This window comes from Microcoleus sp. B4-C2 (genome assembly GCF_036705265.1).
In the GTDB taxonomy this organism is placed as follows: domain Bacteria; phylum Cyanobacteriota; class Cyanobacteriia; order Cyanobacteriales; family Microcoleaceae; genus Microcoleus.
Genome location: NZ_JAUBUB010000059.1, coordinates 25,811 through 40,640 on the forward strand (window position 1 = coordinate 25,811; position 14,830 = coordinate 40,640).

A 14,830-nucleotide genomic window follows, 5' to 3' on the forward strand; every position below is an offset into this window, starting at 1 on the left:
CAATGAAGCTTACTCGCAAAGAATCAGTCCAGCGCAGACACCGCCGTGTTCGGCGCAAGGTGTTCGGCACCGCCGAACGTCCCAGACTAGCGGTATTTCGCTCAGATCAGCACATCTACGCTCAAGTCATCGACGACACCGCCCAGCACACTTTGGCCGCCGCGTCAACCCTCGATCCCGAATTGAAGTCAACTCTCAGTTCTGGCGGCAACTGCTCCGCGAGCGTGCAAGTCGGTCAGTTGATTGCCAAACGCTGTTCCAGCGCTGGCATAGTCAAAGTCGTATTCGATCGCGGGGGCAACCTCTATCACGGTCGTGTCAAAGCCCTCGCAGAAGCAGCTCGCGAAGCGGGGTTAGACTTCTAGAGGGGGTAATGGGTAGCGGGTAATGAGTAATTAAAAAGTAAAAAGTCAAAAGTTGAAAGTTAAAAGGCAAAATCCAGATTTCTTCTATTTTTACTTTTTACTCAAACAATTACCACTTGCCGATCGCCTTTCACCAATTACTAATTCCCACAGGACAAAACTATGGCAGAACAAAAAGAACAGCGCAACAAGAAAAAAAGCAGCAGCAGCAACAACAAAGGGCGCGAAAAAGAATCCGAATGGCAAGAACGGGTTGTTCAGATTCGGCGCGTTACCAAAGTAGTCAAAGGTGGTAAAAAACTCAGCTTCCGCGCCATAGTCATTATCGGCAACGAACGCGGTCAAGTAGGAGTAGGAGTCGGCAAAGCTAGCGACGTAATCGGTGCCGTTAAAAAAGGCGTCGCTGACGGCAAAAAGCACCTAATTGAAGTCCCCCTCACCAAATCTAACTCCATCCCTCACCCCATCAACGGTGACGGTGGCGGAGCTAAAGTGATGATGCGGCCGGCCGCTCCAGGAACCGGGGTAATTGCAGGGGGAGCAGTGCGAACTGTTCTCGAACTAGCAGGAGTCCGCAATATCTTAGCCAAACAGCTAGGTTCTGGAAATCCCTTAAACAACGCCCGAGCCGCAGTCAATGCCCTCTCCACCCTCCGCACCTTGTCCGAAGTTGCTCAAGAGCGCGGAATTCCAGTAGAAAATCTCTACGGTTAGGGCACGCGAGAATGGGAAACTGTAAGTTTTGAGTGTTAAGTGCTTGCGGTGAAAATAAAAAAATCCGCAACTTAAAACTCACGCACTCAAAACTACTGCGTACCCCCTCTCTAAATACCAATTACCAATTACCAATTACTAAAACTATGAGATTGCAAGACGCCCGACCCAAAGCAGGCTCCCAAAAGCGCCCCCGACGCTTGGGCAGAGGTATTTCTGCCGGTCAAGGCGCGAGCTCCGGCAAAGGGATGCGCGGTCAAAAATCTAGAGCCGGTAGCGGCACTAGACCCGGTTTTGAAGGAGGTCAAAATCCTCTCTACCGCCGTCTCCCCAAGTTGAAAAGCTTCCCTCTAGTGAACCGGAAAGAGTACACTACCATTAATGTAAGTAAATTAGCATCGCTGCCAGCAAACACCGAAGTTACTCTCACCTCTCTGATCCAAGCAAAAATTGTCACCACAGACGACGGGCCGCTGAAAATCTTAGGAGATGGCGAACTGAATGTACCTTTGCAAGTGCGCGCCTCGGCTTTTACCGCAGGTGCTCGCACCAAAATTGAAGCTGCAGGCGGAAGTTGCGAATTAGTTGCGTGAAGATTTGAGGTTTGAGAGTCTGTCCAAATCTCAAATCCTCAAGCTTGCTATCAGAAAATGATTTAGTCGAAAATCCCAAATCTAAAATCCAAAATCGTAACTATGGACGTTAGTAGAGAGAAAGCGCCAACTGCACAAGAGACGTTCATGCAGATGGCTCAAGCTGCTGGTTTGCGAGGCCGCATCCTCGTAACCGTTGGCTTACTGATTTTAGTACGCCTGGGTGTCCACTTGCCAGTCCCCGGCATCGATCGAGTCGCCTTTGCCCAAAACGTCCAAAATAGCCCTTTAATTGGCTTTCTGGATTTGTTCTCAGGAGGCGGCTTGTCAGCGTTGGGGATTTTCGCGTTGGGGATTTTGCCCTACATTAATGCTTCAATTATTGTGCAACTTCTAACTGCGGCTCTGCCAAGCTTAGAAGACTTGCAAAAAAATGAAGGGGAAGCGGGGCGGCGCAAGATTTCTCAAATTACTCGCTACGTTTCATTGGGCTGGGCAATTCTGCAAAGTATTGGCATTGCGATTTGGGTCAGCCCTTTTGCTCAATCTCCAGCGCCTTTATTCATAGCAGAAACTGCTTTGGCTCTGACAGCCGGCTCAATGTTTGTGATGTGGATATCGGAAGTGGTGACGGAACGAGGTATCGGGAACGGAGCTTCCTTGTTGATTTTTATCAATATTGTGTCGGTATTGCCACGCTCTTTGGGACAAACTTTTGAATTGGCTCAAAGTGGGGACACGCAAGTTGTCGGCCGCGTAGTCGTTCTACTGCTGGTCTTTTTGGTGACGATTGTCGGGATTGTTTTTGTTCAGGAAGGTACTCGCCGCATTCCGATTATCTCTGCCCGGCGCCAAGTCGGCCGCAAAGTTTATCGGGAGAGCCGGAGTTATCTGCCCCTGCGCTTGAATCAAGGCGGAGTGATGCCGATTATTTTTGCATCTTCGGTGTTGATTGTGCCTTCTTTCCTCGCTCAGTCTCTCAATAACCCGTTTTTGGTTCAAGTTGCTAATGTTTTGAGTCCGAACGGCCCAGCCCCTTGGGCTTACGCGCTGTTTTATCTGACTTTGATTCTATTCTTCAGCTATTTCTACGCTTCGTTGATTGTCAACCCCGTAGATATGTCTCAGAACTTGAAGAAAATGGGCGCTAGCATTCCGGGAATTCGTCCGGGTCAGAAAACGAGTGATTATGTGGAGAAGGTTTTGAACCGTTTGACTTTCTTGGGAGCGATTTTTCTAGGTCTGGTGGCCATTGTACCAACTGCTGTAGAAAGCGCGATCGGAGTGCAAACTTTTAGAGGTTTTGGCGCAACTTCCCTACTGATTCTAGTAGGTGTCGCGATCGAAACTGCTAAGCAAATTCAAACTTACGTCATCTCCCAGAGATATGAAGGAATGGTGAAGTAATCGTAATGCAATTTATTTTCATGGGGCCTCCAGGGGCGGGAAAGGGAACTCAGGCTCAGATATTAGGCGCTCTCTGGAAAATACCCCACATTTCTACCGGCGAAATCCTGCGCGCCTGCGTGGTGGCGAAAACTGCCTTGGGTCTAAAGGCGCAAGCCTACATGGACAGGGGTGAGTTGGTTCCCGACCAATTGCTGATGGATATCGTGCAGGAACGCTTGAATGAACCGGACGCTAATGCGGGCTGGATTCTCGACGGCTTTCCCCGCACTGTTACCCAGGCAACTTTTTTAGACAAACTGCTGCACGAGCTTAGCGGTGCCGAGGGGAGTACATCGAACCCAAAATGTGGTCTCAAAGCTGTTAATCTCGACGTTCCTGACGACATTTTGGTGTCTCGCCTGCTGTCGCGGGGCCGGCAGGATGACAATGAGGAGACGATCCGCCGTCGGTTGCAAGTTTATCGCGAGCAAACTGAGCCTTTGATTGATTTTTACAGCGGCCGTCAACAGTTAGTTGCGGTTGATGGCGATCGAGCAATGGAATTAGTCACCGCAGAACTGCAACAATCTCTCTCGATCGACTCTTGAACCCTCTCAATACAGCTTGTTACTCACAAGCTTTTGCTAAGATATGTTAACTAGGAGCTTTTTGTGCTATCAGGTTTTGTGAGGGTTGCTAGAGACCGGATTGAACTCGATACTAATTGCCACAACTTTACTCAAGTAAAGCTAAAACAAGCGGTTGGTTGAGTATTAAAGTCGATCGAGGCGCCCTAATTATTGCCCCCCGTTCCCGTTTGACTCCTTCCAGTAAATAGGTTTTGAGGCCAACGCCGGGACACTCCTAGTTAATCAAATGTAGAGTTGAGGTAAATACCAAATTGTCTAAGCAAGATTTAATTGAAATGGAAGGGACAGTGACGGAATCCCTGCCCAATGCGATGTTTCGCGTTGACCTAGATAATGGGTTTAACGTGCTGGCTCACATTTCCGGCAAGATCCGCCGCAACTACATCAAAATTCTGCCTGGCGATCGCGTCAAAGTCGAATTGACTCCCTATGACTTGACCAAAGGCAGGATTACATATCGCCTTCGGAAAAAATAGGCTTAGATAAAACTTTCTAAAAACTAATTCTAAGTTTAATTTAGAGAGAATTTGGTAAAAAGCTTCAAATTTATGCTATAATGCTACGTTTGTAGTGTTGCCGAGAAGGGCGTCAACAACCTACCGGTGTATCGGGTTAAGTCATTGTTACACCGTAAAAACATCGCTCGCCACCACTCTGGCGCAGGCGAACTTTACCCAGCAATGGGAGTGGGTGCAAGCGGGCTCCTTCATGAAACAACCCGCACTTTATACAATTTAATCGAGGAGAGGTCTACACCTTGCCCAGCCTCTCCTCCCACCGCTCTACGGGCAGTCCCAGCGTGCCTGTTCTCCGCTAGAGCGGGGTTCTCCAGGCAGGAAGAAAGATGAAAGTTCGAGCATCTGTCAAAAAAATTTGTGAGAAATGTCGCGTCATCCGCCGTCGCGGTCGAGTGATGGTGATATGCACTAACCCGAAACACAAACAACGCCAAGGTTAGAAAAAAAGAAGATTGGGCACTGCACGCAGGTGCATCCTAATTGAACATTGTAGCCAAACAGGAAAACTAGGGAGAGAAAAAGTGTGGCACGGATTGCCGGGGTAGACCTTCCACGCGATAAGCGCGTCGAAATAGGTCTGACATACATTTACGGAATAGGCTTGTCGCGAGCCCAAAAAATTATCGCTGCAACAGGCGTAAATCCTGACACTCGCGTCAAGGATTTAACAGAGGCCGACGTGACAGCTCTGCGGGCTCATGTAGAAACAACATACCAAATCGAAGGAGACCTCCGGCGCTGGGAGTCAATGAACATCAAGCGCCTGATGGACATCGGAACTTATCGCGGTCGGCGTCACCGTTTGGGTCTGCCGGTGCGGGGACAACGAACCCGTACCAACGCCAGAACCCGTCGTGGCGTCCGCCGAACAGTTGCGGGCAAGAAAAAGGCACCTTCCAAGAAGTAACATCTTTTTGGGAAAAATACGCTGGGGGCTGCTGGCTCCTAGCGCTTCGGGACATTAGTTGAGAGAAACGTTAAAGAGACTAATATGGCGCGACCACAAACAGGCAAGAAATCTGGTGCAAAAAAGCAGAAACGGAATGTACCCAATGGGGTAGGCTACATCCAGTCTACCTTTAACAACACGATTGTAACTATTACCGACCTCAACGGCGAAGTGATATCCTGGGCATCGGCAGGTTCCAGCGGTTTTAAAGGAGCTAAAAAGGGAACTCCCTTTGCCGCTCAAACAGCAGCAGAAAGTGCTGCCCGCAGAGCCAACGACCAAGGAATGCGCCAAATAGAAGTAATGGTGAGCGGGCCTGGAGCAGGTAGAGAAACTGCAATCCGGGCGCTGCAAGGGGCGGGACTGGAAATCACCCTGATTAGAGATGTTACCCCAATTCCTCACAACGGCTGTCGCCCTCCCAAGCGGCGTAGAGTCTAAAACGATTTGAGATTTTAGATTTTAGATTTTGGATAATGGCTAACTGCTTAAAGTCAAAAACTAATGGTTCTAACTGTGGCCCCGTCCATCCAAAATCCGAAATCCGTTCAGGGGTATGCTCTGCAATCTAAAATCCAAAATCAAAAATCCAAAGTGGAAAAGGGAGGTCACTCCGTGGCGCAGTTTCAAATTGAATGTATAGAGTCTAACACTGACAAAGACCGCAGTCAGTACGGAAAATTTGTCCTGGAACCGCTCGATCGCGGTCAAGGAACAACTGTTGGGAATGCGCTTCGGCGAGTTTTGCTGTCAAATTTGGAAGGAACAGCAGTAACTTCAGTCCGAATCGCGGGCGTCAATCACGAGTTTGCCACGATCGAAGGGGTACGTGAGGATGTTCTAGAAATTCTCCTGAACATGAAAGAGGTCGTCCTCAAAACTCATTCTCAGCAGCCCCAAATCGGCAGGTTGCGGATTGAGGGGCCTGTCACAGTAACGGCCGATAGATTCGATTTGCCCTCTGAGGTGGAATTGATCGATCGTTCCCAGTACATTGCAACTCTCTCCCCAGGCTCAGTTCTGGAAATGGAATTCAGAATTGAAAAAGGCATCGGATACCGAGCAGTAGACCGCAGTCGCGATGATGGGTCGGCTTTGGATTTTCTCCAAATTGACGCCATCTTTATGCCGATTCGCAGAGTCAACTACAGCGTTGAAGATGCTAGGGTAGGCGGTACTGTCGAGAAAGACCGGCTGATTATGGAAATCTGGACTGATGGCAGCGTGACTCCTCAAGAAGCTTTGAGTCAATCTGCCAACATCCTGGTAGATTTATTTTCACCTCTCAAAGACATCACCCAAGATTCTCTCAAACCAGAGTATCCAGGTGAAGCCGATCCTACTAGCCAAATTCCGATCGAAGAATTGCAGTTGTCCGTCCGGGCTTACAACTGTCTCAAGCGGGCTCAGATCAACTCAGTCGCAGACTTATTGGATTATACCCAAGAAGACTTGCTCGAGATCAAGAACTTCGGGCAGAAGTCTGCTGAAGAAGTGATTGAAGCTTTACAAAAACGCTTGGGCATTACCTTGCCACAGGAAAAATCAGCTAAAAGTTAATCAACGGGTAACGGGTAAAAAAGTTCTGAATTTTAAGTAGGTGAGTTTTTAAGTTAAAGAAATCACCGCTCAAAACTCGCGGACTATCCCGGCACCCAATTACCAATTACCAATTACCAACTGCCATGCGTCACCGCTGTCGCGTTCCCCAACTCAGCAAACCGGCTGACCAGCGCCGCGCCCTACTGCGCTCGCTGACCACCGAATTAATCCGCCACGGTAAAATCACTACCACTCTCGCCCGCGCCAAAGCGCTGCGCTCAGAGGCGGACAGGATGATTACCCTGGCCAAAGATGGCTCCTTAGCCTCTCGCCGCCAAGCTATGGGCTATATCTACGATAAACAGTTAGTACACGCCCTGTTTGAGGCTGCCCAAGAACGGTACGGCTCGCGCAACGGCGGCTACACCCGCGTAGTGCGAACTGTCCCCCGTCAAGGAGACAATTCCGAAATGGCGATCGTTGAACTGGTTTAATTCAATTTTGGGTTGGAGATTTGTGATTTATGACTGACAATCCAAAATCCCCAATCGAAAATCCCCAATCGATACAGCGCGTTGCTCTAGTAATCCAATACCTCGGCACTAACTTTCACGGTTGGCAGCGACAGCCGAACCAGCGTACAGTACAAGAAGAAATTGAAACAGCAATATCGACTGTTCTGGAACGCCCGGTAACGCTGCACGCTGCTGGGAGAACCGATGCGGGAGTTCACGCTGCTGCTCAAGTAGCCCATTTTGATGCCCACGGCCCAATTCCGGCTCACCGCTGGGCAAGCGTTCTCAACTCTCGACTGGCAAAAGATATTTTAATTCGAGCTTCGGCAAAGGTGGAACCTACCTGGCACGCTCGGTTCTCAGCCAGTTGGCGGCGCTATCGCTACACCCTTTATACAGACCCGACCCCTAATTTGTTTGTGCGTCCTTTTGCTTGGCACTGCTATCACGCCCCTGTGGATGAATCTTTGATTCAGACAGCTTTGACACCGCTCATCGGGCGGCATCACCTGGCTGCTTTCCACCGCGCGGGTTCTGCCCGCCCCCATTCCTGGGTGGACGTGCAAGCGGCCGAGTGTCAGCGTTCTGGGCCTCTTATCTATATTGAGGTTCAGGCGAGCGGGTTTCTGTACGGGATGATGCGGCTGCTGGTGGGGTTGCTGGTGCAGGTGGGTCGCGGGGAAAGGCCGATCGACAATTTCACCGATATCTGGGTCAACGAACGCCGAGAAATGGTAAAATATGCCGCTCCCGCTCAAGGTTTGTGCCTGCTGCGGGTTGGCTATTCAGAATTTCCCTTTCCCCCAGAGGTCTGGTACGACACCCAGCCAAAATTAGTCATTAGTCATTAGTCATTAGTCATTAGTCATTAGTCATTAGGTAACTACTAATAAAAAACTAAGGACAACTAACAATTAAAAACTGACAACTGACAACTGACAACTGACAACTAACAACAGTTAACAGTTAACAGACAACTAACAACAAACAATGAACAAAACTTACGTCCCTACTCAAGACTCCCTAGAGCACAAGTGGTACGTGGTCGATGCCGCTGACCAGCGGCTGGGCCGTCTGGCAACAGAAGTTGCCATGTACCTCCGGGGGAAACACAAACCGACTTACACTCCTTCTATGGATACCGGCGACTTCGTAATTGTCATCAATGCGGACAAAATCGCTGTTACTGGCAAAAAACGAACCCAGAAAATCTACCGCCGTCATTCTGGAAGACCGGGTGGGATGAAAACAGAAACTTTTGCCAAATTGCAAGCACGTTTGCCCGAAAGAATTGTCGAAGAAGCTATACGAGGAATGCTGCCTCACACTTCTCTGGGCAGACAACTGTTTACTAAGCTGAAAGTGTACGCTGGCCCTAACCATCCACACGCAGCTCAAAAACCAGAAGAATTAATTGTTCACACGATTCCGGGAGGAAATGAGTAATGCAAGCAACAGATACCGGTCGCGCTGTGTACTGGGGTACCGGCCGCCGCAAGTGTTCCGTGGCGCGGGTACGTTTGGTTCCCGGCACTGGCATACTGACAGTCAATGGTAAAGAGGGGGATTTGTACCTGCAATTCAACCCTACTTATTTGGCTCTGGCTAAGGCCCCTCTGGAAACTTTGGGTCTGGAAAATGAGTACGACATTTTGGTAAAAGTCGAAGGCGGTGGCTTGACAGGTCAGGCTGACTCGATTCGCTTGGGTGTCGCTAGAGCACTTTGTCAATTAGACCCGGACAACCGCAAGCCTCTGAAGACTGAGGGCTATTTGACTCGCGACCCGCGGGCAAAAGAACGGAAAAAGTACGGTTTGCGGAAAGCTCGCAAAGCTCCTCAATACTCGAAGCGGTAATCCAGGGAAGAAGGAAGAGGGAAGAAGGAAGAAGGCAAAATTATCCAGATTCTATCTTCCTTTTTTTTTCAAGTCTATTTCCTACGATCGATCGCTGGTTCCAACAGATATAAGGCAAAATTCGTGCTGTTGTTGGTGTACAAGTCCTTCGGCAGCTAAAATGGTTGTAAAGTCAAAAATTAGAGAGTAAAAAACAATGGCAAAAGAAGGCATTCACCCTGAGTGGTATCCCGAATCTCAGGTTTATTGCAACGGCGAACTTGTGATGACTGTGGGATCAACTAGACCAAAGCTTCAAGTTGATGTCTGGTCGGGAAATCATCCATTCTATACTGGCACTCAGAAGATTATTGATACTGAAGGTCGTGTGGAGCGCTTTATGCGGAAATACGGCATGACCGAGGTAGAAATGCCGAAGGCAGATGCTTCCTCTGGACCGCTGAAAATGGAAGATCCGAAAGCAGATGCTGCTAAGGCGGCTGGTAAAGGCAAAAAGAAGAAGTAGCCGGATTGTCATTTGTCCGCAGTTTGTTGAGAGTAGTTCTTTCTACTGGCAACTTACCGCCCTCGGATTTTAGATTTTAGATTGAAGACTTCGCTAGGCAGGCAGTTGAGTTCTATCGCGTAGAGTTCGATCGACATTCTATCCTAACTGCTCTTGAGTTCTAAAATCTAAAATCTAAAATCTAAAATCTAAAATCGATCCGCCCTCGGATAGGAGAGTTTAGATTGAAGACTTCGCTATGCAGGCAGTTGAGTTCTATCGAGATTCTATCCCGACTGTTCTTCAAATCTAAAATCTAAAATCTAAAATCTAAAATCTAAAATCGATTGACAAAGGACAACTGACAATGGCTGAATCTTATTTGCTGGATAAATTGAAGTCGGTAGAGCAAACTTTTAATGAGTTGACTCGCCGCATGGCTGACCCGGATGTGGCTAGGGACAATCAAGAGTTTCAACGGGTAGCGAAAGCTCGATCGTCCTTGGAGGAAGTGGTCGATACTTTTGCGCTGTGGAAAACCACTCAGGAAGATTTGGTGAGCACGCGACAGGTTCTCAAGGAAGCCGCGGGCGATCGAGATATGCAAGAAATGGCTGCGCTCGAAGTTCAGGAACTTGAGTCGAAGCTGGAGAGTTTGGAAAGTCGTTTGAAGGTTTTGCTGCTCCCCCGCGACCCGAACGATGACAAGAATATTATGCTGGAAATTCGGGCCGGTACTGGCGGAGATGAGGCTAGTATTTGGGCGGGAGATTTGCTGCGGCTGTATTCGCGCTACGCTCAAACTCAAGGCTGGCAGGTGAAGTTGGTGAGCGAGTCGCTGGCGGAAATGGGCGGCTTTAAAGAGGTGATTCTGGAAGTTACGGGCGACAGCGTTTACAGCAAGCTGAAGTTTGAGGCTGGGGTACACCGGGTGCAGCGAGTGCCTGTGACTGAGGCTGGCGGCCGGGTGCATACTTCGACGGCGACGGTGGCTGTGATGCCGGAGGTTGATGATGTGGAGATTCACATCGATCCGAAGGATATTGAGATGAGTACGGCTCGATCAGGCGGCGCTGGCGGCCAAAACGTGAACAAGGTGGAAACTGCTGCGGATTTGTTTCACAAGCCGACGGGAATTCGGATTTTCTGTACTGAGGAGCGCAGTCAGTTGCAGAATAAGGAGCGGGCGATGCAGATTTTGCGGGCTAAGCTCTATGAGATGAAGTTGCGGGAGCAGCAGGATGAGGTGAAGTCGCGGCGTTTGGCTCAGGTTGGTACTGGTTCGCGATCGGAGAAGATTCGCACGTACAACTATAAGGACAATCGGGCTACCGACCACCGTTTGGGGGAAAATTTCTCGCTCAATAGTGTTTTGGAAGGGGATATTGAGGAGATTATTCAAACTTGCATTTCTCAGGATCAGCAGGAACGTTTGGTTGAGTTGGCTGCTTCTACTAATTGATGGAGTGATGGGGGACTAGGCGCATTGTTTGCTCAGCCTCAGTTCCCTTGTTACGCGGGAGATATGGTTGAGTAGGGCTTCCCAAATTGCATCGGCGATCGCCACTGGATATTTGAAATGTTCGAGGTCGTATTGTACAATGACTTCTAGGGGTGCTAGGATTTGCTGGTTTCGACAACTGGCAATTGCTGCGATCGTCTCTTGTTGCCATCTGGCAAATAGTCTGTAGCTGAAAAAAGAACTGCATTTTTGTCCTTTCTTGTTCAGGTAAACGACTATTACTTGATGTTGTTTGGGGTAGACTTTGACTATCCGGGTGACGGGCATTCTCAGGGCTTCGGCTGCTTCCATTTTGGAGATTTGCCAGCACTGGGGTTTTAGCCAACCGGAGGCTGTGAGGCTTTGACGGGTGTTGCGTGTCTTGCGAGTCATTTTTACTGCCCCTGATTGGCTACAAATACAATTATGATTTCAAAAGTATTTACACTCTAACTGGTAAACTTTTTGCTGTCAAGCAAGAAAGACAGATTTTTTGGTAGATAAGTAAACTAGGAGTTGTGTTGATCTGGTGACTAATACTGTGGACACAGAAGCTAGGAAGAAACTGAGCGAAGTTGTGAAGCTAGCCCGTGGCGACCTGAGTTTTAGCGCTTTTGGTAGGCTATTGGGAGTCTCTGGGTCTGCTGTTCAGTATTGGGAAAAGGGCCAGGTACTCCCGGATACGAAAAATTTGACTCAGATTGCGGCAAGAGCGGGCTTTACGATGGAAGAGTTAATGGCTCATCTCGAAGGCAAACCAATGCCGGAACCTGTCAATACCAACGAGCTCCTTAAAAAAATCCAATGTATGCCACTGAGTGACTTAGCAGTGATTGTTAGAGCTGGTATGGAACGACTGGCTGCTGCTGCTGTAGCTTCTGGGAAGTATGGTTGATGTTCTGTAAATTGGGAATTGTGGTTATCTGGTGGCTGATACCGTGGACGCAGAAGCTAAGAAAAAACTGAGTGAGGTTGTTAAATTAGCGCGGGCTTCGATGAGCTTGAGCGCTTTTGGCAGAATGTTGGGAGTTTCTGCTGCTTCTGTTTTGTATTGGGAAAAAGGCCAGGTACTTCCAGATACGAAAAATTTGACTCAGATTGCTACCAGAGCAGGCTTTACGATGGAAGAGCTAATGGCTCACCTCGAAGGCAAGCCAGTCCAGGAACCTCTGGATACTAACGACCTACTGAAAAAAATTCAGTGTATGCCGATTAGTGAGTTGGCAGTCATTGGTAGAGCTGTGATGGATAGACTCGCTTCTGCTGCTGAGTCTTCTGGGTAAGGACTGTTGATGTACATAGACCAGTTTACTTGTAGGTAAGGTCGAGTAGCTTGTAAGTGGTGAACATCCAAAATAGACAAAAACTTAGTGAAATTATCAAAACTGCTCGTGGAACAATGAGTCAGCGAGCGTTTGGTAAGCTTTTGGGCGTTTCCGCTACCGCTGTTCAGCTTTGGGAAAGGGGCGATACGGTTCCTGATACTGAAAACTTGGCTAAGCTCGCTGCGAGAGCTGGTTATTCGCTGGAAGAACTGCTGAGATTTTTGGATGGGAAGCCAGTTTCAGATCCGTTAGATATTCAAGATATTGTCAATAAAATTAGGTTCTTGCCTCTGAGTCAGGTGGCGCTAATTGGCAAAGCTGTAGCGGAGAGATTCGCAGCGTCGGCTGAGGCTGCTGGGGAATGAGTTAGGATCGATCGCGATCGCCCGTTTTGCAGAAGTAGATCCCGATCGCCCTTAAAAATTTCCACCACTCGTGCATATCACAAATCGAGTAATTTGTCAAGGCAAAATCTACTTTGTTACGGAGTGCGATCGCGCTTATGCACTTATGCACTCCAAGCAAAGAAACCGGGTTTTTTACCGAATCTGCGGGATACAACGAAGTATTATCCTAAAGAACCCGGTTTCTGGGTCCCTATACGATCGCGCGTTTCATCTGTCCAATCTGCAAATTTTAATTTTTATGGTGCTGCCCGATCGCCGATCGATACAATGATAGATATCCTAAATCTGTGTTGACGATGAACGTTATTCTTGCGATACCAGAAGAGCTGCAAACCTATATTGAGGCTCAAATTCAGGCAGGGGCTTATGCCAGTGCGGTAGAGTATTTTCTAGATTTGGTGCAGCAAGATCGCCAGCGGAAACGGGCACAAGCCAAACTAGAAGGTTTACTGCAAGAGGGTTTAGACTCGGATGGAGAACCCGTTACGGCTGCGTACTGGCAGAATTTGCGGGCATCGGTTTTGGGTGGCGATTCACAACCAGTATGAGCGATCGATTAATTGTCAAAAATCGTGCCACGCAGGATCTCAGACAACAGGCAAACTATATTCTGCTCAATGGAAATGCTCGTGCCGCGGAGCGATTTCTGGAGTTAGCCGAAGCCACTTTTGCCCAATTAGCGACGCTACCGGGAATGGGAAAAGTCGTGCGATTGGTCTCTTCTGGGATGGGGGAGATTCGTCAGTGGCGAATTAAGGATTTTCAAGATTATCTAATTTTTTACCGGCTTCAAGACGATCAGGTGGAGGTTCTCCGCGTTTTGCATGGTGCTAGGGATTTGGAAGATATTTTGTCTAATCTTGATGAAGAAGTTTAAGGCTCCTATAAGACGTGTTCGATCGCCGATCGATACAGGAATTACGTTTTAACTAAATGCGATCGCCCTATCCCTGACTCAATATGTCTAAAAACTCTTGGACAATGCGATCGGGTTCTTCTGTGCATCTGTGAGCGTCGCAGTAGTGGATGATGCTGATACCGTGAGATGCAAACAGTCGAGCGCGCGTTTCATCTTTTTGTGTGTCGGGATGCGATATTTCCAGAATACCCCATTTGCCTTGGTGGAATATGAGGAAATCTGGTTCTTGGTTTTGTCGGCCTGCGGGTGTTGTGAGGCGGGCTTTGGAGTTGGGGAAGAATAGGGTGTTTGTGCGATCGAGGGCTTCGGCTATTTTTACTTCTTCTTCGCAGCGAAAGCGCAGATCGTTCCAGTGATAAATCCGTTCTTTTGTGCTAGACAAAATTCCCTGGTTATGCACGTCTTCAGCCTTGATAATTTCATCTGATGCCGTCTTATTATCAGATATAATTGCACCGTGTAAATCTGCTGATGAATCAGATTCACTTAAGTTTGCGAATAATATTCTGGCTCCGGTTAAATTAGCACCGCTGAGGTTAACTCCGATAACTTGAGTTCGATGTAATGTCACTTGATGTCGCCGCAAGTATCGTTTAAAAACAGAGCGTAAATTATTTTTTTTTACTTTTTCATCAAAAGCCTCTGAGAGTTGTTTCCAGAGTTTAGCCGCCAGCGCTTTTATGTATTCATCATTATATTGAGAGAGTTGAGAAATTTCTTCATAGGAATGTCTGCCTTCCCAGCATTGTCTGAAGATGAGCTCTTGTACGTCGTTTAAGCCTTCGCCATCGAGGAGAGTTTCTGCGATCGCGATTGCTTCATCAACGGTCATGGCTTAAGTTTCCTTAAAGTGTATATATCTGGTGAAGTTTTGACAATAATACCATTTTTTTATGATGCTGTATAGAATCCGATCCCCCCTAAAGAGGGCGGGCGGGCACGGGGAGTAGGGGTCGCACCGCCCCTACAATGGGGGGACAAGACTCTTCTCAAAGTCAACCCCTACTCCCCTTCTTAAGGGGGATTTAGGCAGGGTGGATTAATTGTCCCCAAGTAAATTATAATAGTCGAGCGCGAGCGGCTCGAGTCCGCTCGCGCTCGCC

At 48.3% G+C, this 14,830-nt stretch carries 24 protein-coding genes; 21 read left to right on the plus strand and 3 right to left on the minus strand.

The window, feature by feature from the left end:
• Positions 1-2 precede the first annotated feature (2 nt).
• The 16 genes from rplR (at position 3) to prfA (ending at position 11,037) form a co-directional block, all read left to right on the plus strand.
• Positions 3-365 carry a 50S ribosomal protein L18 gene (rplR, locus tag QUB20_RS17685; protein WP_333202670.1) on the plus strand — a complete coding sequence of 121 codons (363 nt, stop codon included), beginning with the start codon at positions 3-5 and terminating at the stop codon, positions 363-365.
• A 162-nt stretch (positions 366-527) separates the two neighbouring features.
• Complete coding sequence (gene rpsE / locus QUB20_RS17690) at positions 528-1,079, plus strand: 30S ribosomal protein S5 (protein WP_333239169.1); 552 nt, start codon at positions 528-530, stop codon at positions 1,077-1,079.
• 146 nt (positions 1,080-1,225) lie between these two features.
• Positions 1,226-1,672, plus strand: coding sequence for a 50S ribosomal protein L15 (gene rplO / locus QUB20_RS17695; RefSeq protein WP_006634984.1), 447 nt, complete (start codon positions 1,226-1,228; stop codon positions 1,670-1,672).
• Between the two features lie 102 nt (positions 1,673-1,774).
• Positions 1,775-3,079, plus strand: a complete 1,305-nt coding sequence (gene secY, locus QUB20_RS17700) for a preprotein translocase subunit SecY (RefSeq protein WP_333057793.1) — start codon at positions 1,775-1,777, stop codon at positions 3,077-3,079.
• A gap of 5 nt (positions 3,080-3,084) precedes the next feature.
• Complete coding sequence (locus tag QUB20_RS17705) at positions 3,085-3,669, plus strand: adenylate kinase (protein ID WP_333209323.1); 585 nt, start codon at positions 3,085-3,087, stop codon at positions 3,667-3,669.
• Between the two features lie 293 nt (positions 3,670-3,962).
• On the plus strand, positions 3,963-4,187 hold the full coding sequence (infA, locus tag QUB20_RS17710) for a translation initiation factor IF-1 (RefSeq protein ID WP_006276978.1): 225 nt from the start codon (positions 3,963-3,965) through the stop codon (positions 4,185-4,187).
• Between the two features lie 368 nt (positions 4,188-4,555).
• The gene (rpmJ, locus tag QUB20_RS17715; protein WP_015178722.1) at positions 4,556-4,669 is read left to right on the plus strand and encodes a 50S ribosomal protein L36; all 114 of its coding nucleotides are present in this window, start codon (positions 4,556-4,558) and stop codon (positions 4,667-4,669) included.
• 83 nt (positions 4,670-4,752) lie between these two features.
• Positions 4,753-5,136, plus strand: coding sequence for a 30S ribosomal protein S13 (rpsM, locus tag QUB20_RS17720; RefSeq protein WP_006634981.1), 384 nt, complete (start codon positions 4,753-4,755; stop codon positions 5,134-5,136).
• An 84-nt stretch (positions 5,137-5,220) separates the two neighbouring features.
• Positions 5,221-5,619: a 30S ribosomal protein S11 gene (gene rpsK, locus QUB20_RS17725; RefSeq protein WP_332978136.1), complete on the plus strand. Its 399-nt coding sequence runs from the start codon at positions 5,221-5,223 to the stop codon at positions 5,617-5,619.
• A 174-nt stretch (positions 5,620-5,793) separates the two neighbouring features.
• Positions 5,794-6,738 (plus strand): DNA-directed RNA polymerase subunit alpha, encoded by a 945-nt coding sequence (locus tag QUB20_RS17730; protein ID WP_333057810.1) that lies wholly within the window; start codon positions 5,794-5,796, stop codon positions 6,736-6,738.
• A 125-nt stretch (positions 6,739-6,863) separates the two neighbouring features.
• Positions 6,864-7,214 (plus strand): 50S ribosomal protein L17, encoded by a 351-nt coding sequence (gene rplQ / locus QUB20_RS17735; RefSeq protein ID WP_006634978.1) that lies wholly within the window; start codon positions 6,864-6,866, stop codon positions 7,212-7,214.
• A gap of 29 nt (positions 7,215-7,243) precedes the next feature.
• A complete protein-coding gene (gene truA / locus QUB20_RS17740) occupies positions 7,244-8,086 on the plus strand; it encodes a tRNA pseudouridine(38-40) synthase TruA (RefSeq protein WP_333057795.1) in 843 nt (280 codons plus the stop codon).
• Between the two features lie 139 nt (positions 8,087-8,225).
• Positions 8,226-8,681: a 50S ribosomal protein L13 gene (rplM, locus tag QUB20_RS17745; RefSeq protein ID WP_333149649.1), complete on the plus strand. Its 456-nt coding sequence runs from the start codon at positions 8,226-8,228 to the stop codon at positions 8,679-8,681.
• Entirely contained in the window at positions 8,681-9,091 is a 411-nt protein-coding gene (rpsI, locus tag QUB20_RS17750) for a 30S ribosomal protein S9 (RefSeq protein ID WP_106147490.1), read from the plus strand. Before rplM ends, rpsI begins: the two co-directional genes overlap by 1 nt.
• Positions 9,092-9,287: 196 nt before the next feature.
• Positions 9,288-9,596, plus strand: a complete 309-nt coding sequence (gene rpmE, locus QUB20_RS17755; RefSeq protein ID WP_333057796.1) for a 50S ribosomal protein L31 — start codon at positions 9,288-9,290, stop codon at positions 9,594-9,596.
• Between the two features lie 346 nt (positions 9,597-9,942).
• A complete protein-coding gene (gene prfA, locus QUB20_RS17760) occupies positions 9,943-11,037 on the plus strand; it encodes a peptide chain release factor 1 (protein WP_333245903.1) in 1,095 nt (364 codons plus the stop codon).
• A gap of 15 nt (positions 11,038-11,052) precedes the next feature.
• On the opposite strand, the gene QUB20_RS17765 is transcribed toward prfA, so the two are convergent.
• Positions 11,053-11,469 carry a hypothetical protein gene (locus QUB20_RS17765; protein ID WP_333245901.1) on the minus strand — a complete coding sequence of 139 codons (417 nt, stop codon included), beginning with the start codon at positions 11,467-11,469 and terminating at the stop codon, positions 11,053-11,055.
• Positions 11,470-11,605: 136 nt separating this feature from the next.
• On the opposite strand from QUB20_RS17765, the gene QUB20_RS17770 reads away from it, so the two are divergent.
• From QUB20_RS17770 to QUB20_RS17780, 3 genes are all read left to right on the plus strand, one after another.
• The gene (locus QUB20_RS17770; RefSeq protein ID WP_333057801.1) at positions 11,606-11,971 is read left to right on the plus strand and encodes a helix-turn-helix transcriptional regulator; all 366 of its coding nucleotides are present in this window, start codon (positions 11,606-11,608) and stop codon (positions 11,969-11,971) included.
• Positions 11,972-12,002: 31 nt separating this feature from the next.
• Entirely contained in the window at positions 12,003-12,359 is a 357-nt protein-coding gene (locus QUB20_RS17775; protein ID WP_333245899.1) for a helix-turn-helix domain-containing protein, read from the plus strand.
• Between the two features lie 116 nt (positions 12,360-12,475).
• Entirely contained in the window at positions 12,476-12,766 is a 291-nt protein-coding gene (locus QUB20_RS17780; protein ID WP_333082080.1) for a helix-turn-helix domain-containing protein, read from the plus strand.
• A gap of 1 nt (position 12,767) precedes the next feature.
• Here the strand turns inward: QUB20_RS17780 and QUB20_RS17785 are convergent, their stop codons facing one another.
• Positions 12,768-12,962: a hypothetical protein gene (locus QUB20_RS17785; protein ID WP_333291525.1), complete on the minus strand. Its 195-nt coding sequence runs from the start codon at positions 12,960-12,962 to the stop codon at positions 12,768-12,770.
• A 142-nt stretch (positions 12,963-13,104) separates the two neighbouring features.
• On the opposite strand from QUB20_RS17785, the gene QUB20_RS17790 reads away from it, so the two are divergent.
• Both QUB20_RS17790 and QUB20_RS17795 read left to right on the plus strand, forming a co-directional pair.
• Positions 13,105-13,356, plus strand: coding sequence for a hypothetical protein (locus QUB20_RS17790; protein WP_333057804.1), 252 nt, complete (start codon positions 13,105-13,107; stop codon positions 13,354-13,356).
• On the plus strand, positions 13,353-13,685 hold the full coding sequence (locus QUB20_RS17795) for a type II toxin-antitoxin system RelE/ParE family toxin (RefSeq protein ID WP_333245897.1): 333 nt from the start codon (positions 13,353-13,355) through the stop codon (positions 13,683-13,685). The genes QUB20_RS17790 and QUB20_RS17795 overlap by 4 nt, the downstream gene beginning before the upstream one ends.
• A 67-nt stretch (positions 13,686-13,752) precedes the next feature.
• On the opposite strand, the gene QUB20_RS17800 is transcribed toward QUB20_RS17795, so the two are convergent.
• On the minus strand, positions 13,753-14,559 hold the full coding sequence (locus QUB20_RS17800) for a pentapeptide repeat-containing protein (RefSeq protein WP_333245896.1): 807 nt from the start codon (positions 14,557-14,559) through the stop codon (positions 13,753-13,755).
• Between the last annotated feature and the right edge of the window lie 271 nt (positions 14,560-14,830).

Bases quoted from the DNA above. Each gene is read 5' to 3' on its own strand.
- prfA (WP_333245903.1), top strand. From the start codon at position 9,943: ATGGCTGAATCTTATTTGCTGGATAAATTGAAGTCGGTAGAGCAAACT.
- truA (WP_333057795.1), top strand. From the start codon at position 7,244: ATGACTGACAATCCAAAATCCCCAATCGAAAATCCCCAATCGATACAG.
- rpmJ (WP_015178722.1), top strand. From the start codon at position 4,556: ATGAAAGTTCGAGCATCTGTCAAAAAAATTTGTGAGAAATGTCGCGTC.
- QUB20_RS17705 (WP_333209323.1), top strand. From the start codon at position 3,085: ATGCAATTTATTTTCATGGGGCCTCCAGGGGCGGGAAAGGGAACTCAG.
- rpsK (WP_332978136.1), top strand. From the start codon at position 5,221: ATGGCGCGACCACAAACAGGCAAGAAATCTGGTGCAAAAAAGCAGAAA.
- rpmE (WP_333057796.1), top strand. From the start codon at position 9,288: ATGGCAAAAGAAGGCATTCACCCTGAGTGGTATCCCGAATCTCAGGTT.
- QUB20_RS17795 (WP_333245897.1), top strand. From the start codon at position 13,353: ATGAGCGATCGATTAATTGTCAAAAATCGTGCCACGCAGGATCTCAGA.
- rplQ (WP_006634978.1), top strand. From the start codon at position 6,864: ATGCGTCACCGCTGTCGCGTTCCCCAACTCAGCAAACCGGCTGACCAG.
- rplR (WP_333202670.1), top strand. From the start codon at position 3: ATGAAGCTTACTCGCAAAGAATCAGTCCAGCGCAGACACCGCCGTGTT.
- rplO (WP_006634984.1), top strand. From the start codon at position 1,226: ATGAGATTGCAAGACGCCCGACCCAAAGCAGGCTCCCAAAAGCGCCCC.
- QUB20_RS17765 (WP_333245901.1), bottom strand. From the start codon at position 11,469: ATGACTCGCAAGACACGCAACACCCGTCAAAGCCTCACAGCCTCCGGT.
- secY (WP_333057793.1), top strand. From the start codon at position 1,775: ATGGACGTTAGTAGAGAGAAAGCGCCAACTGCACAAGAGACGTTCATG.
- QUB20_RS17780 (WP_333082080.1), top strand. From the start codon at position 12,476: ATGAGTCAGCGAGCGTTTGGTAAGCTTTTGGGCGTTTCCGCTACCGCT.
- QUB20_RS17790 (WP_333057804.1), top strand. From the start codon at position 13,105: ATGAACGTTATTCTTGCGATACCAGAAGAGCTGCAAACCTATATTGAG.
- QUB20_RS17800 (WP_333245896.1), bottom strand. From the start codon at position 14,559: ATGACCGTTGATGAAGCAATCGCGATCGCAGAAACTCTCCTCGATGGC.
- rplM (WP_333149649.1), top strand. From the start codon at position 8,226: ATGAACAAAACTTACGTCCCTACTCAAGACTCCCTAGAGCACAAGTGG.
- rpsI (WP_106147490.1), top strand. From the start codon at position 8,681: ATGCAAGCAACAGATACCGGTCGCGCTGTGTACTGGGGTACCGGCCGC.
- rpsE (WP_333239169.1), top strand. From the start codon at position 528: ATGGCAGAACAAAAAGAACAGCGCAACAAGAAAAAAAGCAGCAGCAGC.